We start from the raw sequence: 21,204 nt of genomic DNA on the forward strand, positions 1-21,204 counted from the left end.
CTGGCGTCCCAGCATATAGGCCGCCTCCAGGCCCGCCACGATCACCGCACTCTCTCGCTCCAACAGCTCATAGTCCGCTCGGTGCTCCTCAGCATAATCGATCGCATACTCCATCAGGCGCACAAAAGGGGCCTGGATCGCCTCCTCACCCTGAGCCTCCAGGCGCGTCCGCGCATAGTCCGCAATCACCTGGTGTAACAGATAACGATCGCCCCCATTGCTCTCCAGCAAGCCCGCATCCACCAGCGCATCCAGGTCATCCGTCGAGCAGGCCGCCACCGCCAGGGCCGCCTCCTCTGAAAAACTCGCCGGCTTCGGCGGAAAGACCGCCAGCGCATAGAGGGCTGCCCGCGCCGACGGACTCAGCTGTTCGTCCGAAACCGCGATCACCGACTGCAGCGAGAGGGCCGGCTCGCCAGGCAGACTCGAATGCCCCTCTACCGGTCCCCGCGACTCCGTCAACCCCAAACGCACCCGCGCATCTCGCAAGCGCTGCAGCGCCGCCCGAATGCGCCGCACCTGCCCTGTATAGCTCTCCTTGCGCAAATAATTGCCAATCAGCGTCAAAGCCAGAGGCAGCCCACCGACAGCCCGCACCAAAGCCCGCACCTGTTCCGGCTCCTGATCCACCGCCGCCGGCGCCAACAAGCGCAGCAACTGCACACTGTCCTCCTCCCCCAGCTCAGCGATCGCCGCGGCACCCTCCACCGCGAACTCCGTCGCCACATGCGCAAAGCGCGTCGTCAACAAATGAGCGCACTGCGCGCCGCCCACCTTCAGGGCCAGCGCCTCCTCAATGCGCCAGGCATCATCGATCACCAGCAACATCCGTCGTGGGCCGATCGCTGTCCGCAAAGCTCTTGCCCAGGCCTCCAGGCTCGTCAGGCTGGCCACCTCCGTCGCCGGCAAACCCAACAACGCCCCCCAGCGGCTCAGCAAGCCCGTCATATTGGGGCGCGGCCCCAAAGCCGCCCAGAGAATACCATCGCAGAAATAGGCCCGCACCTCGGGATCGTGGGCCAAAGCCACCGCCAGCGAGGTCTTACCCACGCCCGGCAGCCCGTTCAGAGCGCTCAGAGCTACCGCCTCCCCGGCGAACAAACGCCCCTTGATCCGTTGCAGCTCCTCATCGCGTCCCACCAGGCGCACCGGTGGCGGCAGAGGAATCATCGGATCAACAATCGCCTCGGTTGTGTGTCCGCCCGCAGCCCCGCTCAGAGGACCAGACTCCCCAGCACGGCGCGCTGCCTGCTCATCCTGCCTCGCCCCGTCCTCGCCGCGGCCCTCCCCTTCGGCCTCCCCAGCCATCTCCGCTCTGCGCTGCGGCGTCTCAGGAAGAGCGGGCGCCAGATCCAGCTCCTCCTCAGTCAAGCCAAAAAGCCGACACAACTTGCGCCGAAAATACGGATTGGGCTTCGTCACCCCGCGCTCCCAACGGCTCACATTCACATGCGTCGTCCCCAGGCGCTCAGCCACCTCCTGCTGTGACCAGCCATGGCGCATACGCGCCTCGACCAGACGCATACGTGGCCGTGGTAGCTCTTCCACCGGCCTAGTGCTGCTCATGGGCAGGCCTCCCCCAATGCCCAAAAGAAGAGAACCCCTCGAAATGATAAAGATGTCTAGAGAAATGATAACATAAGTACTTTCTGATGTACATGGCCACTCGGCATAATATAGTAAAGAACACGTAGGGAACGGTGGACGCCCTTTCAGGGACGGGGCGCCCGCCGCCAGGTGAGGCCAATGCCACCCGCCGCAGGACCACGGCGCGTCTCACCCCAGGGACCCTACCATTGACCTCGCCCCCTGCGTGCTCTTCTTTCTTACTTACTTAACTTGCACTCTCGCTCAGCTTCTGGTCGAGAACCGACCAGCCAGCAGGAGCGGAAGCGGATCGCATCCAGGCTCACGGCCATCAGCTATGGCCCACCAAGTCCTTTTTGGTCAGTCACAAGCGCGATGGATCGCCGTCGTGACACCAACGCTGTAACGTCACGATCCGCGTGTCCAGCGGTCAGGGAGTACTGTCAGTCATATGCAGCAACGAACGAGGAGAATCGCCATGCAAATGATCGCCTGCCGAGAAGAAGCCCGCATCGCGCGTAAACTTATCCACGATCGCGAGCACATCACGCATTATACGTTGCATGGCGTGCTCCCAGAAGGGTATGTGCTTGCCCTCAACAGGACCTTTGGCACCCTCTCCTGCCTTACCTATCTCGACAAACAGCCAGCCCTGGTGCTCCAGCAGCAGTTCACCAACAACGAGATGAATGTTCTCCGCCCGCTGTTGGATTCCTACCCCTACTACTGCCCATACGAGGTGCTCTTCGCCCACTTCTACCACGGCGAGGTCACCGAGCACACCATCGAGCGCTGTCGGGCCGACCTCCTCAAGGCCCTTGAAGAGGGCACCTGGGAACAGGCCACCCGTCCCATCCGCAACGTGCTCTCGCGCGTCCGCATCAAGCTACGCATCTTTGGCATCAACATCGTCTCCATCCTGGAGACTGGCTACATTCTCAAAGCAGCACCAGCACCAGCTTCAAGCACGGTGGCCTGAGTAATTCATACATAAATCTATACGTATAGATTGGGATCCAACACTGGCATTTAGGGGAGAGAAGGCAAGGCGCCCAGCAGAGCGGGAAAACCGCTCGCATCCGCCGTGCCAGGCAGATACTTCTCCCTTCTCCCCCGACGACCCGAGGCAGAAGGCTGCTCACCTGGCGTTCGGCCCCCCGCCGAACCAATGGGGAAGGTGAGCAGCCTTCTGTTAGTTCGAACAGTTCGAACAGTCCTGGCCAGGCCGACCCGCTTGCCGCACACGCTCTGCCTCTCACCCACCTATGGCCCTTGCCTGCCTGGGCAGGCGGTCCGTCTTCCCCAGCCCAGACGAGCAAGACGCCAGCCGCCGCCATCGAGCAGGCTCACCCCAGGAGCGACCTCAACACGCGTCAGAGCAAGGCACTACACACGCACGTACGACCAGCCCTGCGGCTGGCCGTTGTGATAAGGCATACAGCCATGAAAGGAACGCGGATCATCGTCGAAAACCAGCGGTAGAAAGTAGCGATCGCCCGGCCAGAGCGGCAGCCTCTCCAGCTCGGCCAGCGGCACCCAGACCAGCGTCCCCTCATGGTTACCCGCATGCGGCTGCCCCGACCAACGCTCAACGAGGAAAATAAAGCCAAACCAATCCTCGCCGTTCTTACCAAAACCTGGCCAGGAGATCGTTCCCCGCAAGACCAACTTTTCCGCCTCCAGACCCGACTCCTCGCGGATCTCGCGCCGCATGCCGCTTACCACATCCTCATGTGGCTCCAGTCGCCCCCCAAGACCATTGTACTTGCCGAAGTGCAGATCATCGGGACGCTTGTTGCGCTGAATCATCAAGACCTGCTGACGATCGGGCGACAGAATATAGCCGAGCGTTGCCAAAACCGGTCTAAACAAGGCCTACTAGCTCCTTTACTCCTGGTATAGTGGTAGTAGTCAAGCCGAATGGAGGGTAGCGCCGCGAAGCAACAGCCAGGCCAGTCGACCGGCCTGATCCCAGCCCTGACCCTTCCACTCAACCAACCCACGCAGACCAGGATCGTCCTCAGCCCTCTCGCTCCGCCCTCTCCCCCTCACCCACCACCACGACTGGCCTGGCCCGGCCCAGACCTGGAGGCCGGCAAGAGCGCCATCCCGGCTTAGATTCTATCAAGCGAGGCAATCTTCCAACTCCCACCCAGGTCCTTAAAGACCAAATGCGAGTGGTAGGCAGCCAGATTGCTGCGAGAAATCGTCATAATAATGACCGCGGGGCTATTGGCATCGACCTCCGCCGAAAAGGCCGTCACCTTGCCCATCGTCTCATCCAAGGAGCGAGCCGTCTGGACAAAGAGATCCCTGGTCAAGGGCTGAGGGCGATCGCCAGTAGGATTAATGGTAACGTCGTTGGCCAGGTAGGTATAGGCCCGAGTATAGTTCTGCGCCTGGACAGCGGCATAAAAGCTGAGAGCCAGGCCGATCAACGAGGTCTGAGCCGGCCTGGTTGGCGCCGCCGTGGCCGTAGGAGAAGCCAGAGGAGCCGAAACAGGAGCCGCGCTCGGCGTAGGTGTCTCACCCCCAACGGGAGCCGAGGCCACAATCTTCGGCCTCAGACCTGGCCCCGCCGTGGGAGAAGCCCCTCCCGTACCAGAGCCACGCAGGGCCGCACCCCCACAGCTGCTCAAGAGCAGAAGGCACGCCGTCCACCAGAAGAGGATCGCCAAGGACAAATTCCACCGTCGCATCTCTCTTTTCCACCCTTCCTTCCTTAGAGTCACCGAACCAGACTGACGCCCCCTGGCCCCAGTCCCGGGAGCGTCTTTCACTTCCAACCATAACACGATTTTCTCACAAAATACTGCTAAAATACAATATCTTCGCCATGCCCGGTACCTCCGGAGAGGCAACAGAGAAGAAAAGAGCCATTTTCGGCGGACAGCCTTCGCTTGACAAGCTCTAGCACATTCGGTTATTCTCGAAGAAAAGCTCTGTTGCTAACTCGCGAAGGCCGGAGCAGGAGCAGGGTCGTCGTCCTATCTGTCTTATCCTTGATCGTTCTCCAAAGCTGGGGTGAGGCTTCTCCAGCCACAACGGAGGAGCGCGGTGGCATGGCTGAAAGGGTCTTCAAGAAACTCTCTATCCGTCAATGCAGATCTTTGTTACCGGTATGTATACCCTCGAACTCAAGCAAGCGAACCGGCCAGGCAGAGACTGCTGACTTGGAAAAGTGTCGTACTGTAGGGTTGTTGAGTCAAGAACAGTGGGGACAAAACGATGGAAGAAACGCTCAGCGAACTCAGCCTCACGGTGCTGGCCAGCTACTGCACCCTCGAGCTGCAGCGCTCGCGCCGACCCAATTCAGGGGATGAGGGCTATTGCCTCGAGCTATTTCGCCGCGCGGTTGAGCAACAGACAGACCAGGCCTGGACGCTGCTACAGCAATGTCTGAGCGAGACGGTGCACCTCTGGCTGCGCACACACCCCAGCATGAGCCAGGCGCTCCAGCACGATTCAGAAGAAAACTATGTTGCCTTGACCTTCAGCCGCTTCTGGCAGGCGGTCCAGGATCGTCCTCCCGAATTTCCCAACCTGAAGGCCGTCCTGAGCTACTTGCACGCCACGCTCCACGGCGTAATCATCGACGTCCTGCGCAGCTATCAACGCCGGCCAGAAATCGCCCTGCCCCAACCAGAAACCTGGCTCCCGCCGCAAGACGAGAAGGGGTCTGACAGCGAGGAAGATGAAAACCAGACCTGGGAATCGATCCAGAGCCTCCTCCCCCATGAGCGCGAACGGCGCCTTGCCTACCTGCTCTACTACTGCGGCCTGAAACCCCGCGAGATCGTGGTGCGCTGCGCTGACGAATTCAGCGATATCAAAGAAATCTATCGCCTCAACCATAATCTGATTGACCGCCTGCGTCGCAACCGTGAACGGCTACGCTGGCTGCTCAGGATCGATTAAGCCCTACCTGTCTGCCTCCCTATCCGTCTGCCAGCAGGCTCACGGCGGTCGCTCCTTTCTCCCGCCTGCGATCCAGTCTCCGCTATCCGGCTGCCCAACCGATCCAATCCAACCCTCGGCCATCAGCTCCTGGCTGGCACGCGCTATGGCCCGAAGCGAGCAGTGCTCTCATGCCGATCGGCGGGCAAGCCCGACAGGAGGCAGCTTCATAAAAATAGGAGACGCGCAGGACCGGGCGCTCAGCCCTGCGCGTCGGCTGTGTGGCCAGAAGTGGGTGTGGTGGGGCGTCTGTGATGGATGGGTGAGTGAAGCCTTCTTTGCCCTGGCTCTTCTCTCAAGCGTTAAAACCTGCTCCTCACTCGTCATCCAGCAGACTCTGCATGATCAGGCCATTCATATCAGAGGAAAATACGTGCTGCCCTCCCATGCAATAGTAGAGTACGTTTCCACGCTCATCCGTGACCGGAATTGACTCGGTCTCCGGATCCACCAGAATAATGCCCTCTTCATGGTCCTCTGAGCAGTGGAGGTACTTGAATTGCTGGATTTTCATATTTTTCTCCCTTTCGTGCTGTTGCTTCACCAGTGCATCAACCACATTCTCTCTGGCGCTACTCGTGAGTCTACCGAGAGAAATTCCAGATTCCAACATTTGACTGGCCAGAGGGATAACAGTACTACCTCCTTCTCAGAAGGACGTTCTTGGGAGACCAATCTATAAGATAGAACGAGGGGGGTGCCCTGGCCAGCGCCAGGGGCGCCAGCCGGGGGCGTCAGACACCCGCCAGCGTGGAGGAAGCGAGGGAAGCAAAGGCCCGCGCTGCTGGCCAGGGGCAGAGGCCGTAAAGGGCATCAGAAGCCGGCCCACACCTCTGAGCAAGAAGCTGAGCCGGAAGAGAGCTTTGGCGAGCGATCGTGGTCAGCAAGACGATCAGCGACCGCCACCTTCTAAGAGGTCGCGCAGAACCACGGCGTTGTTATGCTCGTTATCGCGAGCCGAGTAGAGGAGGGTCAGGGGTCCGCGCGCAGCCAGCTCGCGGAGCTGCTCCAGGGCTGCACGCGCCGCCTCGTGCTGGCGCAGCTCCTGCTCATAGCGTCGGCGAAATTCGGTGAATTTCTGGGGATCATGGGCGAACCAACGACGCAACTCATCGCTGGGAGCCACGTCCTTGAGCCAGAGGTCGATATGTGCCCGTTCCCGCGAGAGACCGCGCGGCCAGAGCCGCTCAACAAGCACCCGCGTCCCGTCGCTTTCCTGCGGCTCCTCGTAGATGCGCTTGAGGTGAACAATCGGCCTCGCACCAGACATGGTAGCCTGCTCCTTTCCCTTCTGATCTGAGTCACGCCTTGCCATCGTCGGACAGGAGGCGATCATAGAGCTGCTGCTGGCGGGCGATGGCCTGGCGATAGCGCTCACCGCGCGCGCTGTCCGGCAGTACGGGAGCAGCCAGCGGAGGCGGAACCTGCGCCACATCGGGGAGCAGCCCGAGGGCTTCCAGGGCCAGCAGGGACACGCCGCGCACGGCGGCCTCGCGCACGCGCAGCGGATAGAGAGGCTCCCCCAGAACATCGGCAATGATCTGCTGCAAGGTCGGAGAGCGCAGGAGGGCCCCGCCGCTGCCAATGAGCTGTCTCCCTCCCTCACGGAGCCGCGGCTGACCTTTGAGGCGCTCATAGACCACAGCCAGGCGGTAAGCCAGAGCCTCCATTGCCGCCCGCAGCAGGTCGATGGGGCGCAGCTTCAGATGCATGCCCGTAATCGTCATACGGGCCTCGGCATGCCAGCCGGGGCTGCGCTCGCCCGCCAGGAATGGCAAGATGGTTAGCCCGTGGCTATCAGGCGGCACAGCCGAGACCAGCGGCTCCACCTCGTCCAGCGGCGGAAGGCGCAGCAGCTCTGTCAGCCAGGATAGGAGGTTACCGCCCTCGCTCAGTGCGCCCCCAAGCAGGGCGCGGCGCGCATCGAGCAAATAGAGCCAGAGGCCGGGCGGCGGCTCAACGCTGTCTGCTGGCACGGTCACCCGCAGCGCGCTGGAGGTGCCGATCGTCAGAGCATAGCGCGCGCTCACCACACAGCCCGAACCAACGTTGGCCGCCGCGCCATCGCCAACAGCGGGCAGCCAGAGCACCTCTTTCAGCGGCGGCCAGCGCTGGGCATAAGCCGGACGCAGCCCTTGCAAGGCCTCCCGCAGATCGCCGAGAGCCGGAAACTGCTCGCGACGAACGGCCAGCGCTCGCAGCAGTTCCTCATCCCAGTCAAGGCTTCGCAGATTGAGCAGACCAGTCCCTGAGGCCATCGAGAGGCTACAGACCGACCGTCCGAGCAGGCGCCGATGCAGAAACTCGCCGAAGGAAAGCCACTGGGCGCTTTTCTGAAGAAGGGTGGGCTGCACCTGGGCCAGCCAGCGGAGGCGGGCCGGCCAGTAGCTGTTCTGCAGCGGAGCCCCCGTGCGACGGTGAACGGCCCGCTCGTCGAGGAGAGCGCGCAGCTCAGCCGCCGCCCCACGCGCGCGCGTGTCTTCCCAGGTGATCAACGGCAGCAAAGGCTGCCCCTGGGAATCAACAGCGATCAGGCTGTGCCAGAAGGTGTCAGTCGCCACGGCAGCAATGGTCTGGGCAATTGCTCCCGCCGCCTCTAACACCCCATCGATGGTTCTGGCAACTAGCTCAACAAGCCTGTCACCGTCGATCGTGGCCTCTCCCTCCGCCGAGGTATTGAGCTGATAACGATACTGGGTGAGCGTCCCCGGCACAGCCTCACCCCGCGCATCGACCAGCATGGCCCGCACAGAAGAGGTTCCCACATCGATGGCCAGCACCGTCGGCTCGGCCAGCGCATCTCTTGATCCGGCACCTTTCACGCTTCCTACGCTCCTTTTCTTAGGCTATTCTCTTCTCTCTCAATCCTTCGAGTGGAATGAGCCTGCTTCGCTGCTGTCCCAGGCAAGCTGCACCTGGAAGGCGGTGACTGGACAGCTCAAGGCCCACCCCGGCCATTCGATCACCCGTCACCGGGGCGGCCTCTCCCCACTTCTAGACCAGCAGGCCCCCTATGCTGACACGTTGCAGGCGCTGCCAGGCTAGTCAGATTTCCTGTTCTTCCCCTGCATCGGTTCGATCATATCATACGCTTCAAGATGCTGCGCACCCCTCCCGCGCGGCCGCGGCGAACGGCAGCCACGGACGGCGAAGAGAAAAACTCAGTCACGAGCAATCGACTAAGCAAGCAGACACAAGCAGGAGATGGGGGGCCAGAGAGGAAGGAGGCGGGCAGATATCTTATAATAAACTACAGCCCCTGGAAGGATTCCACCTCTGGCCAGAGAAACATCACGCGGAAGGATCATTTGCATGAGCACCACCATGAAGCAGCCGGTAGAACTCCGACGCCGCCTGGAAGACTACGACCTGATCACCGGGCGAGCGCGCTTTGTGGATGACATCAGGCTGAACGGACGCCCGCCCATACTGCACGCGGTTTTCGTGCGCAGTCCCTACGCTCACGCCGTCATCGAGGGCCTCCATCTCGACGAAGCGCGCAGCCTGCCGGGCGTGGTAGCGGCTTTCAGCGCCGCCGACCTGAGCGAGCTGCCGCCGATCTTTGCCGTACCTGTGCCTGGTGTCAAGCGTCCAGAGAAGCGTCCGCTAGCTCAGGACAGGGTGCGCTACGTTGGTGAGCCGGTGGCAGTCATCGTCGCCGAGAGCCTGGCGGCGGCTACCGATGCCCTTGACCTGGTCGAAGTCGACTACGAGCCGCTGCCGGCGGTCAGCGATCCCGAGGCCGCTCTGGCCTCCGAGGCGCCCCTATTGTATCCCGAGTTTGGCAGCAACGTGGCCTTCGAGATGCCTTTCAAGGCCGGCAACGTCGAGGAGGCTTTTGCGCGCGCCAGCCACGTCACGCGCCTGCGTCTGGAGAACCAGCGCCTGGCCCCGTCCTCGCTTGAGAACCGTGCCTGCCTCTTTGACTACGATCCAGAGACCGGTCAGCTTAGCGCCTGGCTCTCCTCACAGGCGGTCTACCAGGCCCACCAGGTTCTGGCGGAAGCGCTGGGCCTGGATCACAGCCGCGTTCATGTCCACAACGCCATGAGCGGCGGCGGCTTCGGCGCCAAAACACGCCTTGGCGGCGAAGAGCTGGTCTGCGCGGCTCTGGCCTACCGTTTGGGGCGTCCGGTGAAATGGATCGAGACCCGGCGCGAGAATCTGCAAGCTCAGACGCACGGGCGTGGCCAGATCAACTACGTCGAAGCAGCCTACCAAGACGATGGGCGTCTGCTGGCGCTGCGCCTGCGCAACATCGCCGACCTGGGCGCCTTCCTGCTCGGCATCACCGCCCTCGTCCCGATTCGCACGCCGCGCCTCGTCTGTGGCGCCTACCAGGTGGAGGCCGTCGAGAGCACCGTCATCGGCGTCTTTACCAATAAGGTGCCGACGATGGCCTACCGCGGCGCGGGCCGTCCCGAGGCCACCTATATCATCGAGCGCGTCATCGACCGCATTGCCGCCGAGCTGGGCCTTGACCCTGTCGAGGTACGGCGGCGCAACATGATCCCACCCGAGTCTTTTCCCTACGAGACCGTGACGGGCCAGCGCTACGACAGCGGCAACTACCAGGCGGCCTTTGAGCGCCTGCTGGAGCTGGCCGACTACGAGGGCTGGCGCGCCCGCCAGCGCGAGCGTCGCGCCTCCGGCCACCCGCGTCTGCTTGGGATTGGGTTAGCAACCTTTACCGAGATCTCTGGTGACGAGGGGAACCAGCCGCGCGAGGCCGCCACCGTGCGCATCCGCCCCGATGGCACCGTCGTGGTCGAAAGCGGCGTCTCATCGACCGGTCAGGGTCATGTCACCGCCTTTACCCAGATCGCCGCCCAGGTTCTGCAGGTCGCGCCCGAGCGGGTCGAGGTGCATCTGAACGATAGTCGACTGCCGGCCTTCAGCATCGGAACCTTCGCCAGCCGTGTCACCCAGATGGGGGGCTCGGTAGTCTGGCTAGCCGCCCAGGCCGTGCGGGAGAAGGTCCTGCGCCTGGCCTCGCATGCCCTGGAGGCCGCTCCCGCTGACCTGGTGCTTCAGGACGGGCATGTCCTGGTCCAGGGGGCGCCAACGCGCTCGGTAACCCTGGGAGAACTGGCACGTCTGGCCGAGGAAGAGCCAACGCTTCTGGAGGCAGAACCTCCCGATCCGCTTACCGGCCAGCCGATCACCGGCCTGGCTGCTCGCCGCGACTTCGCCTCCGGTCCCACCTTCTCCTTCGGGGCCCACATGGCGGTCGTCGAGATCGACAGCGAGACCGGTGAGGTGTACCCGCTGAGCTACGTGGCCGTCGACGATGCGGGGCGCATCCTCAACCATACGCTGGCCGAGGGCCAGCTACATGGCGGCCTGGCTCAGGGCATCGGTCAAGCCCTCTATGAGCAGGTGCTCTACGACGAGAACGGCCAGCTCATCAGCGGCACCCTTCAGGACTACGCTCTGCCGCTGGCAACGATGGTCCCGCCCTTTACCAGCGATTTTGTAGAGTCGCCTTCACCCAATAACCCACTCGGGGCCAAGGGGATCGGCGAATCGGGTACCATCGGGGCCCCGCCGGCTCTCGTCAATGCCGTCCTTGATGCTCTGGCTCCCCTCGGCATCAAGGAGATCGACATGCCGCTAACGCCGGAAAAGATCTGGCGCACGCTACAGGCGGCACGCTCCTCATCTTGAGCCGGGCCGCCCGAGGCTGACCCCCTGGGGAGCTGGCCAGGTGCTCAAGCAGCCCGGTCAGCCAGCCGGCCCATCCCGCCTACAGCGACGCCTTTTCCTGAAACCAGGCAGGTACGAAGGCAAGAAAGCCAGAAGGCGCGCTCCCCCGCGACCAGGCCATCTGCCAGGCCCAGCGCGGCAGGCGAGCGCGCCTTCCCCTGCTCCTCGCCGCGGCCTGCCCAGACAGCGGCAGCACGGTGGGGCTGCCCTTCGGAGGAAGTCGGGCGCGGGCGAGAGGGCACCGGGCAAGAGGGCACCCCTCCCTTAGCTCTGCAGAGACTGTTGGGTCGGCGTTGGGATCTCTGGTCCCGCAAAGCTATAGATCAACAAGCCAATCACGGTGAAAAAGAAGACGACGGCGAACCATCCCCAGAGACCAAGCTGCGCCGTGCGTATCAGCGCCCCAATCCAGGCGATCAAGAGCAGAATAATCGCCGGTATCAAGGCCATTGGCGAGAGAGCAACCAGCAGCGAGCTTGTCCAGCCAGGCGACTGGGAGCTGGTAAGGACCATCGCGATTGACACCAGCAGTAGCACCAGGCCGATGATCAGCAGGGCCAGACCGATCAGACTGAGAAGGCGAGTAGTGGACTTCTTCATCTCTCCTCCTGACGTCCGAAAGCCGATCGTTCTCCGGCAAAACCTTCGTTGCTAGAGAAGCATCGATATACCTCTCTTTTAGAGAGACGATCAAGAGCATTAGCAGCTAAAATGATCTCTTCTCGCCCTGGGATAGATTTCTTATCCAGAAAAGGGTCAGGGGACCAGAAGGCCAGATGGCAAAGACACAAACCTGAGCAGCAGTGGATCCCATTCGGCCTTTGCCACCTGGCGCAAGCTTCTTCCAGGAGTGAGCAGTGAAGGGATCTTCAGGAGGAACGTCGCAGAGAGTCGAGATAGCGCTTGAACTGAAAACGGTTCTCCAACAAATCCAGATCGAGGCGATATGAAGGTGGGCTGCTTGCCTCCACCCTGGCAACCAGCGTCGTCATCACTCGACGACCCAGGGCCTGGGTCACCGCCGTGCGAAACTGGGCAGGCGTCTCGGCCTGCATCACCAGCGGCACGCCAGCCGCCCGCGCCATCTCAGCCAGATTGGTGCCGCTGGCGGTCGCTGTTGGGAAGCCTCCCACCGAGACCAGACTGCTATTGTCAAAGACGATATGGAGCAAGTTTGGGGGGCGATAGCGAGCCAGCGTCGTCAGGCTACCAAGATTCATCAGGAGCGAGCCATCGCCGTCGAGGACGATCACCTGCTGCTCCGGCAGAGAGAGGGCCAGGCCCAAACCCAATGATGAAGCCAGCCCCATTGAGTGCTCCATATAGAAAAAGTTGGGTCGATGGCCCAGAGAGTACAGCTCAGCAGCAACTGCCCCCATAATGGTGACGACAACGCATCGTTCAAGCTCGGAATAGATCTCCCGCAGGGCCTCCGCGCGCAGCATGTTCCAGGCTCTCCTTCCGCTCTCAGACAAACAACTCTTTAGCAAGAGTCCAGGCGCTTCTTCCTTGCCACCGTAACCAGGCCGGAGCAAACCGGCCCTTACGACCCGTCATCATCCTCCCAGAGCAGTTCCCGGGTGAGCAAGAGCGCCACCGGCTGCAGGGCCGAGAAAGCCAGCGTCTGGGCCTCCTTGAGGCGACGGGCGACATCATCCTCGCGCCCTAGACAGTAGTAGGGGATTGTCAGCGCTCGCAGCACCGGCTCCGTGACCAGGCCCCCCTGCGTCTGCCAGGGGTCTTGCTCGCCCCAGTGGCCCCGATAGCTGACCAGCAGCAAGATGGGGATCTTGTAGAGCATAGCCAGTGAGACCAGCGGATTAATGGCCGCCAGGAGGCCGTGGTTCTGCATCATATGAACCGAAGGTACCCCTCCAAAGTAGGCTCCCGCCGCAATGCCGATCGACTCCTCCTCTCTGGCCACCTGCACCAGGCGCATCTCCTGATCAGCTTCGACCAGGCGCAATAAGGGGACAAGCCAGGTCTCCGGCAAAGCCGAAACCAGCCGGATATCGCAAGCCTTGAGGGCCTCGTAGACGCGGCGCGCCCCAGCTAGAGAGACTGGCATGGTTGTTCTCCTCCTCTCAACAAATCAGAGCCTGCCTGAGCTGAGAACCAGGCATTGACGGGCATCAAAGCAGAAGAGAAGTTCTGGCCTTCAGCTCTTGCTCGTCCCGTGGCTAGTATAGAACATCGGCGAAAGGTCTGCCAGACGGCACAGCTCTTGATAGAGAGCGGACCTCGACTGGCAAAGCAGCGGTCCCTGTGGCATACTGCAAGAGGAGCAACGGTGAGCGCCGTCGCAGTCCAGAGGAGGAGCCGGCCAGGCCAGCCAGGGCCTTCGCTCTTATGGTGCGGCCAGCCAGTCAGCAAGCCGGGCAGGTAGTTGGCACGGCCCAGGAGGCTCATCATTTTCTGCACGCTGCGCCTTGCAGCCTAACCCACCCACCACACTGCCGATCAGCGAGTGAGCCTCAGCCAGCTCAGGACGATGGCCTCACACAGGACAGGTCACAGTGACGACTCATTGGACAGGAGAGGATCAGCCAACGATGACTGACTTACTGCAGCAGCTTCCACTCACCGGCAAGCGAGCCGTTGTCACAGGTGCCAGCAAAGGCATTGGGCGAGCCATTGCCCTGGCCCTGGCTGAGGCCGGGGCTGACGTTGGCATCTGCGCGCGCAACAGCAGTGAGCTTGAACAGCTCGCGGCCCAGATCGAAGCCAAAGGCCGACGCTGTATCTTTACGACCTGCGACGTGACCGACCCGGCTCAGGTCGAGCGCATGGCCGACGAGCTGCGCACGGGTCTGGGCGGCGTGCATATCCTGGTCAACAACGCAGGCATCGCCGGCAGCCACAAATTCCTCAACCATCCCGACGAACTCTGGCATCGGCTGCTGGCTGTCAACCTTACCGGCGTCTACTACGTCTGCAAAGCCTTCGTGCCAACGCTCGTCGAGCAGCGCTATGGGCGCATCATCAACATCGCCTCCATCGCCTCGCGCGTCGGAGGGCGTTACATCGCCGCTTACACGGCCTCCAAGCATGGCGTCCTCGGGCTAACGCGCGCCCTCGCCGTCGAGCTGCTCCCCTACAACATCACGGTCAACGCCATCTGCCCCAGCTACGTCAACACGCCCATGACCGACGCCAGCGTCAGCAACATCGTGGCCCACACCGGCATGAGCGAGGAGCAAGCCCGCCAGACGCTGGCGCGCAGTAGCCCGCAGAACCGCCTGATCGAGCCAGAAGAAGTAGCGGCTATCGCCGTCTTTCTGGCCCTGGACAGCAGCAAGGGCATCAACGGCCAGGCCATCAACATCGACGGAGGCGGCGTCATGTCCTGACAGGCGCGGCGTCCGCGCCACGGGCAGGCTCAGCCAGCAGTCGTCCCGCTGCACCTGGCCGCCCTGACCTTCACTGCCTACTTGTTGTTCGCTCTCCCGCTCGTCAGAGCTGCCTGCCTTTCCGCCGAAGAGGCCAGGCTGGTGGGAGAGCGCTTGTTTGAAGACCTGCAGTCCTTTTTACTGCCCCCAGACTGCACTGCAAGCAGTTGCGCGCCGGCGGTCAAGGTTGACGCTGCTCCTTCCGATCTGCTATGCTGAAAGAAGAAGCGCCTGAAAGCGCGCAACTGCCTGATCTCCCCAGGCACCCGACCCGGCGCCATGCAGCCAATCGAACCGCCACAATCATGCATGCACATCCAAACAACCCATCCTGCGACGTCATCCATCTCCGCCAGCTAGCTAGAGAAGCAAGGAGTCATCATGAGACATCTTGCAGCACTGCTTGCCGCTTGCAGCCGGGTTCTGATCGCAGGCCTCCTTTGGGTAGGCGTCCGGCTCTTTCACAAGATCGAGTTTCACGGACTGGAGCACCTACCCGCACGTGGGCCTGTTTACTTTGCCATGGCCCACAAACGCGACGTCGACCCGATGATCGAGGTTCCCACCATTCTGGCGCGCTGGAAGTGGCGAGCTGTCACCCGCGAGGTCCTCTTTGCCATTCGCAGCGATGCCTTTGCGCCACGCTTCCTCAGCCGCATTGTCCCAGAGCCGGGCTGGCTTGCCCGCCTTCTGGGGCTGCTCTCGCTGGGAGGGCTTTTACGCTTCATCGGCCTGCGACCCATCGAAAACATCCACTTGCGTCCGATCGAACTTTGGCTGCGCAACGCCCTTCAGAGTGAGGGAGACCGTCCGGCGGGCCAGATCCTCAGTCCAGCCTTTCTGCAGCAGTGGGCGCGCAGCGCTGGAGAGCAGGCCCAGCGTCTGGCCAGCCTTCCTGTATCGCGGCTCCTCTCCTGGCATTATCGAACCATTTTGCGTCGTCTCAGCGGGGCTGAAATCTTCCAGCCGGAGGTCTACCTGCGCGTCAAGAACCAGGTATTGGAGGAGCTACGCCAGCAGCTTAGCGCTCTCTCGGCCTGGCTTGCCCGTGGCGGTTCGCTGTGGGGGGCTCCGGAGGGCCAGCTCTCGCCTGACGGGCGCATCGGTCCGATTACCGCTGCTCCTCACCGTCTTCTGCGCGGGGGGCCGCCCGACACGCGCGTGGTGCCGATCGCCGTCATGTATGACTTCATGACCGTGCGCCGTCGCAAGCGTGTCTTTGTCAGCCTGGCTCCCAGCATCGAGCGCGCGCCCCAGCTTGCGCAGCGCGAGCTGCACGAGCGGCTTCGGCGTGCCTGGCTCCTGAGCGCGCACTTCACCTGTACCCAGCTTGCCAGTGGCTTCCTCGTCCAGCGCAGCAAGGAAGGGCGTCCCTCGTTCACACTGGACGAGCTGGTCACAGCCCTCAACCGCCAGGCGCTACAGTTAAAACGGGCTGGCAGGCATGTCGATCGGCGCCTGCTCAAAGCCCGCAGCGTGCGCCGTCTCGCCCGTCACTATCTCAAGTATGCCGCGCGCCGGCGACTGGTACGCCGGACCGGACGGCGCACCTGGAAGGCCACCATCGGCAGCCTCGGTATCCAGGTAGGGCGCGGCGAGCCGGGCTACCGTCAGGCCCCGCTGGCCTACGCCTGGAACGAGCTGCAGGACCTGCTCAGCGTTGGCCTGGTCAGCCCGGCCTCCGCCTCGCCGACAGGCGCAGCCCGTCCAAGTGGCCAGGCAAGTGGTCAGGCAAGCTAAAGCTGGCAGGGGAGCCGGGCTTTGGGAGCTAGCCGCCTTGCCTGGGAAGGGCGGCTAGACCTGCGGAAGGCGCTGTTCGCGCAGGAGCAGGCGCGCCAGCGAGCGCTTGTGCACTTCATCGGGGCCGTCGACGATGTGCAGAGTCCGCCCGTGGGCCCACATGGAGGCCAGGGGGAAATCATCGCAGAGGCCAGCCGCACCAAAAACCTGGATGGCCCGATTGACTACATTGGTCAGGACGGTCGGCGCGACGATCTTGATCATGGCGATCTCCTTCTGTGCCGCCTTCTTGCCCAGGGTGTCCATCATCCAGGCAGCCTTGAGTGTCAACAGGCGCGCCTGCTCAATTTCCAGGTGCGACTGGGCGATCCATTCCTGAATAACTCCCTGCTCCGCCAGTGACTTGCCAAAGGCCACCCGCTCCTGCGCACGGCGACACATGAGTTCAAGGGCATACTGAGCCGCTCCAATCGCCCGCATACAGTGATGGATGCGGCCCGGCCCCAGACGTGCCTGCGCAATGGCGAAGCCGCTGCCTTCTTCACCTAGCAGGTTGCTGGCCGGCACACGTACGTTCTCAAAGCGAACCTCGCAGTGGCTCTCGTTGTCCAGATAGCCCATCACCGGCAGGCTGCGCACAATAGTCACCCCCGGCGTGTCGCGCGGAACCAGAATCATGCTCTGCTGGCGATGGCGGTCGGGATGATGTGGGTCGGTCTTGCCCATGACAATGAAGATCTTGCAGCGCGGGCGCGCCGCCCCCGAGATCCACCACTTGCGCCCGTTCAGCACGTACTCGTCTCCCTGACGCTCGATGGTCAACTGGATATTGGTGGCATCCGAGCTGGCTACGTCCGGCTCAGTCATGGCAAAGGCCGAGCGGATCTCTCCTTCCAGCAGCGGCTTGAGCCATTGCTCTTTCTGCTCTGGCGTGCCGAATTCCGCCAGAATTTCCATATTGCCGGTGTCGGGCGCCGCACAGTTGAAGACCTCCGAGGCCCAACCGACACGCCCCATGATCTCGGCCAGGGGCGCATATTCCAGGTTGCTCAGACCCGGACCGTAGCGTGGATCGGTCATGAAAAGGTTCCAGAGGCCCTCGGCCTTCGCCTTCTCTTTGAGTTCATCGACAATCTCGGCGTGATGGTGGGGATTGCCAGAGGCCGCTATCTGCTGCCGATAGGTCTCCTGGTTGGGGAAAATATAGCGCTCCATGAAGTCAAGGAGCCGCTGACGCAATGCGTTGACCCTCTCGGAATAGGTGAAATCCATCGCTTCCTCTCCTTGGCTGGGGACAGAATAAGGCCCAGGCAGGCCCAGTGTCTTGCATCTTAGCCCACTCGGGCACCAATCAGAGCGCCTGCAGGTGAGGCCCAGCTAGATGCTCACGGAAGAAGGCGAGCACGCGCTCCCAGGCATCATGGGCTGCCGCAGGGTGATAGTTGGGGCCGCGATCGTTAAAAAAGGAGTGCTTCGCTCCCGGATAGATCTTGATGTCGTGTGGGATCTGGTAGGTGTCGAGAACAGCGTCGAGCTTGCGAGCTGGTCCGGCGGTAAAGTCCTGTTCAGGATAGGAGCCGACTACAGGGCAGGACCGCCTGACGGCTTCCAGGGGGCGCGGATTCATACCGTAGAATGGGGCGATGGCTCGCAAACGTTCGTCCGTGCAGGCCCAGGCGATGGCCAGGCTCCCCCCCATGCAGAAGCCTATGGCTCCCAGCCGCTGACTGTCAACCGACGGCTGTTGCGCCAGGAAGTCAAGGGCATGACGCAAGTCGCGCAGACCACGATGATTGAGCGAGTTGAAGACCAGCCCGCTCATCATACGAAACATGCATATGGTACGATTGCCGGTCGAGAAGAGATCAACGGCCAGAGCGGCATAGCCTTCGGCAGCCAGACGCAGCGCGATATCCTTGATGTTGTCGTTGAGACCATAGATCTCGTGAATCACCACCACGCCGGGAAAGGGTCCCTCCCCCTGGTCGCCTGCAGGCAGCGCCAGGAAAGCCGCTAACTGCCTCCCCTCAGAGGGAAATGTGACCATCTGCGTCACAGGCTGAACCATTCTCGGGTCTCCTTTGCATGGCTGAAAATTTCTCTGCCTGCTCAAATTATAGCCTCTTCCCTCTGACCAGCTTCAAGCCTGACCACGCTCATCTCAGGGGGAAACACGCCGACAGCCGGCCTCACTGGTCCAGCGAACCCCGAGCCAGACCAGAAAGGAAGCGCAGCACTTCAACAGGCTGACCCGGTCTGGCCGGCGGTAGACAGGGCTAAGCGAGACCGGAGAGCCAGAGATCTCTAGCTAGAGAGAGCGCCGCAGCCACCGCCAGATCGGCGAGCGCTGTGTCCAACCAGAACAGATCTTGCATCGGCGAACAGGCCCCCGCGAGAAGTCCCACCAGTTCGCAGGGAGCAACAGCTATCGATGGATGGAGGCGAGGAGAATAGAAAGACTCGCTGCTGTCCGCTGGGGCCTCCTATCCTGCTGTGTGAGGGGCCGCTGCGGCGCTCCACACCGGCTCGCCGTTGATGGCGCACGCCGCCTGGGACAATGGCTCGTCCCTGGTGAGGCCAGGGACAGAGCCGACGGCCGTCAACGATAAGGGACGGCTCTTCTGGATGATCACCCTTCTCCTCTTTTACTTTTGTTGTCCATAGCACGCCGGCCGGCAAGACTCCCAGTCCACCAACCCGAGCATGGCGTCCAGAGATAGCGGGCCAGCAAGTCGAGCAATCCACCGATGACTGCAGAACAAAGCATCAAAAAAACCTATCTTTGATGCTATTTATGTATAGATATAGATAGCTAACCTTATAGTATAGAGAGCGATAGAGTGGTGAGCAGAGGCGACAGCTTTCAGCGGATTCGGGTCGGGCTGCCAGGAGACCAGGCCGTTCGATCTGCGGCCAGGCAAGCAAGCGGGGACCACCGGCAGTCTTCGGCCTGGCTCGGCTCGACCTGGTCTGGGGCCTCCATCCCGGCAAGCGAGCCAGCGAGGGCAGGTGATCCCCTCTCTGTCATCAGCCGACGGCGTCTGACCTGGTAGCCGCCAGAAGAGAGAAATAGATAGATAGAGGGATGGCATGAGTATAAGGGCCGAACGAGACAGATCTCCGTCAGAGTCAGCCGCGGACAAGCTACCTGATTCGCCAGACCTCCAGAGCGATGGCCGTCGCACGCTCCTCGCCTACCAGTCGGGCCAGGCGCTTATGACAGCGCTCCATGTTGCGGATGCGAGCCGTAATAAAGCGGTGCTGGGCCGTACCGGCAGCCAGGCCTGTCAGGCCGCGGCGGGCGGCCTCGTACTCGTCCTCCAGGCGTTTCCTCAGCCGGGCAACCTCGCTCTCATGCATGTTTTTGCCTCCTGTTACACAAGATACCCACAGAGAGCATAACTTTTCTATCGTCGCCAACTATGCTACAATCCTCATCGGAGCATGCGATGGCTTCTATTTAGAAGCATAGAATCCCTCTACATCTTTGCATACAAACAGACTAGTTAGTATGGAACGAGGTCCCTGGGGGAAGACGAACCCGCTATGCCGTCAAGCGCAGCGAGCAGAAGAAAGGAGAGCAGCATGAGCGCGGGTGGCTATCACTATGGCAAAACCATCAGGAAGTATCGAGAGCGGCGTGGCCTGACACAGCAAGAACTGGCGGAGCGCTGGCCACGGGCCCGAGGCGGGACAGGCGTCGACTGGCGCTACGTGCAGGCCATTGAATATGGCAAGAAGCGCATTGCCGATCCCCAGACACTACGCTGCCTTTGCGAGCTGCTAGAGATCCCCCCCTGGGAATTTGGCCTTTCCTTCTACGACCCCTTCCATCCCCAGACCCCTCTGCCCACCAAAAACCACTTCTTTGAAGAAAGCCTGGAGGTGGCCGAGGCCCTGCTCAAGCAGACCCTGGCCATACGGAGGCTGGCACCGCTCCCGGAAGTGGAGCGACACCTTCACAGCCTTGGGAACTTTCTGGCGGCCTGCCGCAGCGAGCTGCCGCCACCGTTGCGCCTGGAACGCCGCCTACAGATGCTCAGCATCCAATACCAGAGCCTTGCTGGCCTGATGCATTACGAACATCGCCGCTACGAGCAGGCGCGCCGAACCTTTCAGGAGATGCTGGCCAGCGCGCGGCAAATAGCCGACCCGGTTTTGACAGCCCACGCTCTGCAAAAGCTCGGCGTCGAGCTGAAGCGCATCGGGCGTCACAAGGAGGCCATCGAGGCCCTTGAAGAAGCGCGCAACCTGGCACTCAAGACCAGCAAGCCGCTGGCGGCCTTCACCAGCGCCTACCTGAGCCAGATGTACGCCAGCGCCGGCGACGCCCTGCGCTTCGAGCGCACCATTGAGCAGGCCATTGCCCTGGCCGAGCCGCTCAAAGGCGCCTATGGCGATGGAACTGACTTCGTCTTTCACAAACTCAGCGGCATCTTTCTCTTGCGCTGCCGTGGCTATCTCTATACCAGCCAGCCACGGAGAGTGCTGGAGGGCTATGAAGAACTGCGCCGACAAATTTCGCTCGACACCAATCTCTGGCTCGACTACCGCCTCCACCTCTATCGCGCCCAGGCACTCTTGCGCCTGCGCGAGATCGAAGCCAGCCTGGAAGAGGCCCGCGCTTTCCTGCAGGCGGTCACCGGCTGGCAATCCCCCCATCGCCTCACCAAAGGCTACGAGTTGCTCAACGAGATCGAACGGGCTGGTTACGCAGACCTCCCAATCGTGCGAGATTTCCGACAAGAGCTGCTGGAGCAGCTCAAGCATGCCTCGCATCAGCTTCCGGGCGACTCCGCTCAGGACCAGGCCGGCCCATGAGCCG

The 21,204-nt window shown here is 62.1% G+C and carries 18 protein-coding genes; 6 read left to right on the forward strand and 12 right to left on the reverse strand.

Going from position 1 to position 21,204, the window contains the following annotated elements; all coding sequences use genetic code 11:
• Nucleotides 1–1,566: NB-ARC domain-containing protein (locus tag ACFMO7_RS21870; RefSeq protein WP_376797604.1), on the reverse strand; the 1,566-nt coding region annotated here is incomplete at its 3' end.
• A gap of 472 nt (nt 1,567–2,038) precedes the next feature.
• On the opposite strand from ACFMO7_RS21870, the gene ACFMO7_RS21875 reads away from it, so the two are divergent.
• Nucleotides 2,039–2,566 carry a hypothetical protein gene (locus ACFMO7_RS21875; protein WP_376797605.1) on the forward strand — a complete coding sequence of 176 codons (528 nt, stop codon included), beginning with the start codon at nt 2,039–2,041 and terminating at the stop codon, nt 2,564–2,566.
• Nucleotides 2,567–2,973: 407 nt separating this feature from the next.
• On the opposite strand, the gene ACFMO7_RS21880 is transcribed toward ACFMO7_RS21875, so the two are convergent.
• Both ACFMO7_RS21880 and ACFMO7_RS21885 read right to left on the reverse strand, forming a co-directional pair.
• Entirely contained in the window at nt 2,974–3,459 is a 486-nt protein-coding gene (locus tag ACFMO7_RS21880) for an NUDIX domain-containing protein (protein WP_376797606.1), read from the reverse strand.
• 242 nt (nt 3,460–3,701) lie between these two features.
• Nucleotides 3,702–4,286 carry a hypothetical protein gene (locus ACFMO7_RS21885; RefSeq protein WP_376797607.1) on the reverse strand — a complete coding sequence of 195 codons (585 nt, stop codon included), beginning with the start codon at nt 4,284–4,286 and terminating at the stop codon, nt 3,702–3,704.
• A gap of 529 nt (nt 4,287–4,815) precedes the next feature.
• Between ACFMO7_RS21885 and ACFMO7_RS21890 the strand changes: the two genes are divergently transcribed.
• Nucleotides 4,816–5,505 carry a hypothetical protein gene (locus ACFMO7_RS21890; RefSeq protein ID WP_376797608.1) on the forward strand — a complete coding sequence of 230 codons (690 nt, stop codon included), beginning with the start codon at nt 4,816–4,818 and terminating at the stop codon, nt 5,503–5,505.
• A gap of 355 nt (nt 5,506–5,860) precedes the next feature.
• On the opposite strand, the gene ACFMO7_RS21895 is transcribed toward ACFMO7_RS21890, so the two are convergent.
• The 3 genes from ACFMO7_RS21895 to ACFMO7_RS21905 all read right to left on the reverse strand — a co-directional run bounded on the left by ACFMO7_RS21895 (nt 5,861) and on the right by ACFMO7_RS21905 (nt 8,366).
• A complete protein-coding gene (locus ACFMO7_RS21895; RefSeq protein ID WP_376797609.1) occupies nt 5,861–6,103 on the reverse strand; it encodes a hypothetical protein in 243 nt (80 codons plus the stop codon).
• A gap of 333 nt (nt 6,104–6,436) precedes the next feature.
• Complete coding sequence (locus ACFMO7_RS21900) at nt 6,437–6,814, reverse strand: DUF488 domain-containing protein (RefSeq protein WP_376797610.1); 378 nt, start codon at nt 6,812–6,814, stop codon at nt 6,437–6,439.
• 31 nt (nt 6,815–6,845) lie between these two features.
• A complete protein-coding gene (locus ACFMO7_RS21905; protein ID WP_376797611.1) occupies nt 6,846–8,366 on the reverse strand; it encodes a gluconokinase in 1,521 nt (506 codons plus the stop codon).
• A gap of 490 nt (nt 8,367–8,856) precedes the next feature.
• Here ACFMO7_RS21905 and ACFMO7_RS21910 point away from each other — a divergent pair, with 490 nt between their 5' ends.
• The gene (locus ACFMO7_RS21910) at nt 8,857–11,211 is read left to right on the forward strand and encodes a xanthine dehydrogenase family protein molybdopterin-binding subunit (protein WP_376797612.1); all 2,355 of its coding nucleotides are present in this window, start codon (nt 8,857–8,859) and stop codon (nt 11,209–11,211) included.
• 303 nt (nt 11,212–11,514) lie between these two features.
• On the opposite strand, the gene ACFMO7_RS21915 is transcribed toward ACFMO7_RS21910, so the two are convergent.
• The 3 genes from ACFMO7_RS21915 to ACFMO7_RS21925 all read right to left on the reverse strand — a co-directional run bounded on the left by ACFMO7_RS21915 (nt 11,515) and on the right by ACFMO7_RS21925 (nt 13,318).
• Nucleotides 11,515–11,850, reverse strand: coding sequence for a hypothetical protein (locus ACFMO7_RS21915; protein WP_376797613.1), 336 nt, complete (start codon nt 11,848–11,850; stop codon nt 11,515–11,517).
• Nucleotides 11,851–12,119: 269 nt separating this feature from the next.
• The gene (locus ACFMO7_RS21920) at nt 12,120–12,695 is read right to left on the reverse strand and encodes a thiamine pyrophosphate-dependent enzyme (RefSeq protein WP_376797614.1); all 576 of its coding nucleotides are present in this window, start codon (nt 12,693–12,695) and stop codon (nt 12,120–12,122) included.
• 98 nt (nt 12,696–12,793) lie between these two features.
• Complete coding sequence (locus ACFMO7_RS21925; protein WP_376797615.1) at nt 12,794–13,318, reverse strand: thiamine pyrophosphate-binding protein; 525 nt, start codon at nt 13,316–13,318, stop codon at nt 12,794–12,796.
• Between the two features lie 484 nt (nt 13,319–13,802).
• On the opposite strand from ACFMO7_RS21925, the gene ACFMO7_RS21930 reads away from it, so the two are divergent.
• Both ACFMO7_RS21930 and ACFMO7_RS21935 read left to right on the forward strand, forming a co-directional pair.
• A complete protein-coding gene (locus tag ACFMO7_RS21930; RefSeq protein WP_376797616.1) occupies nt 13,803–14,600 on the forward strand; it encodes an SDR family NAD(P)-dependent oxidoreductase in 798 nt (265 codons plus the stop codon).
• Between the two features lie 420 nt (nt 14,601–15,020).
• Complete coding sequence (locus ACFMO7_RS21935) at nt 15,021–16,379, forward strand: hypothetical protein (RefSeq protein ID WP_376797617.1); 1,359 nt, start codon at nt 15,021–15,023, stop codon at nt 16,377–16,379.
• Nucleotides 16,380–16,433: 54 nt separating this feature from the next.
• Here the strand turns inward: ACFMO7_RS21935 and ACFMO7_RS21940 are convergent, their stop codons facing one another.
• The 3 genes from ACFMO7_RS21940 to ACFMO7_RS21950 all read right to left on the reverse strand — a co-directional run bounded on the left by ACFMO7_RS21940 (nt 16,434) and on the right by ACFMO7_RS21950 (nt 19,739).
• Complete coding sequence (locus tag ACFMO7_RS21940) at nt 16,434–17,651, reverse strand: acyl-CoA dehydrogenase family protein (RefSeq protein WP_376797618.1); 1,218 nt, start codon at nt 17,649–17,651, stop codon at nt 16,434–16,436.
• 79 nt (nt 17,652–17,730) lie between these two features.
• A complete protein-coding gene (locus tag ACFMO7_RS21945; protein WP_376797619.1) occupies nt 17,731–18,447 on the reverse strand; it encodes a dienelactone hydrolase family protein in 717 nt (238 codons plus the stop codon).
• Between the two features lie 1,076 nt (nt 18,448–19,523).
• Nucleotides 19,524–19,739 (reverse strand): hypothetical protein, encoded by a 216-nt coding sequence (locus tag ACFMO7_RS21950; protein ID WP_376797620.1) that lies wholly within the window; start codon nt 19,737–19,739, stop codon nt 19,524–19,526.
• Between the two features lie 225 nt (nt 19,740–19,964).
• Between ACFMO7_RS21950 and ACFMO7_RS21955 the strand changes: the two genes are divergently transcribed.
• On the forward strand, nt 19,965–21,200 hold the full coding sequence (locus ACFMO7_RS21955) for a tetratricopeptide repeat protein (RefSeq protein WP_376797621.1): 1,236 nt from the start codon (nt 19,965–19,967) through the stop codon (nt 21,198–21,200).
• Nucleotides 21,201–21,204: the final 4 nt, after the last annotated feature.

Source organism: Thermogemmatispora sp. (genome assembly GCF_042408735.1).
In the GTDB taxonomy this organism is placed as follows: domain Bacteria; phylum Chloroflexota; class Ktedonobacteria; order Ktedonobacterales; family Ktedonobacteraceae; genus Thermogemmatispora.

Bases quoted from the DNA above. Each gene is read 5' to 3' on its own strand.
- ACFMO7_RS21910 (WP_376797612.1), top strand. From the start codon at position 8,857: ATGAGCACCACCATGAAGCAGCCGGTAGAACTCCGACGCCGCCTGGAA.
- ACFMO7_RS21900 (WP_376797610.1), bottom strand. From the start codon at position 6,814: ATGTCTGGTGCGAGGCCGATTGTTCACCTCAAGCGCATCTACGAGGAG.
- ACFMO7_RS21875 (WP_376797605.1), top strand. From the start codon at position 2,039: ATGCAGCAACGAACGAGGAGAATCGCCATGCAAATGATCGCCTGCCGA.
- ACFMO7_RS21920 (WP_376797614.1), bottom strand. From the start codon at position 12,695: ATGCTGCGCGCGGAGGCCCTGCGGGAGATCTATTCCGAGCTTGAACGA.
- ACFMO7_RS21885 (WP_376797607.1), bottom strand. From the start codon at position 4,286: ATGCGACGGTGGAATTTGTCCTTGGCGATCCTCTTCTGGTGGACGGCG.
- ACFMO7_RS21945 (WP_376797619.1), bottom strand. From the start codon at position 18,447: ATGGTTCAGCCTGTGACGCAGATGGTCACATTTCCCTCTGAGGGGAGG.
- ACFMO7_RS21955 (WP_376797621.1), top strand. From the start codon at position 19,965: ATGAGCGCGGGTGGCTATCACTATGGCAAAACCATCAGGAAGTATCGA.
- ACFMO7_RS21935 (WP_376797617.1), top strand. From the start codon at position 15,021: ATGAGACATCTTGCAGCACTGCTTGCCGCTTGCAGCCGGGTTCTGATC.
- ACFMO7_RS21940 (WP_376797618.1), bottom strand. From the start codon at position 17,651: ATGGATTTCACCTATTCCGAGAGGGTCAACGCATTGCGTCAGCGGCTC.
- ACFMO7_RS21950 (WP_376797620.1), bottom strand. From the start codon at position 19,739: ATGCATGAGAGCGAGGTTGCCCGGCTGAGGAAACGCCTGGAGGACGAG.
- ACFMO7_RS21930 (WP_376797616.1), top strand. From the start codon at position 13,803: ATGACTGACTTACTGCAGCAGCTTCCACTCACCGGCAAGCGAGCCGTT.
- ACFMO7_RS21915 (WP_376797613.1), bottom strand. From the start codon at position 11,850: ATGAAGAAGTCCACTACTCGCCTTCTCAGTCTGATCGGTCTGGCCCTG.
- ACFMO7_RS21925 (WP_376797615.1), bottom strand. From the start codon at position 13,318: ATGCCAGTCTCTCTAGCTGGGGCGCGCCGCGTCTACGAGGCCCTCAAG.
- ACFMO7_RS21890 (WP_376797608.1), top strand. From the start codon at position 4,816: ATGGAAGAAACGCTCAGCGAACTCAGCCTCACGGTGCTGGCCAGCTAC.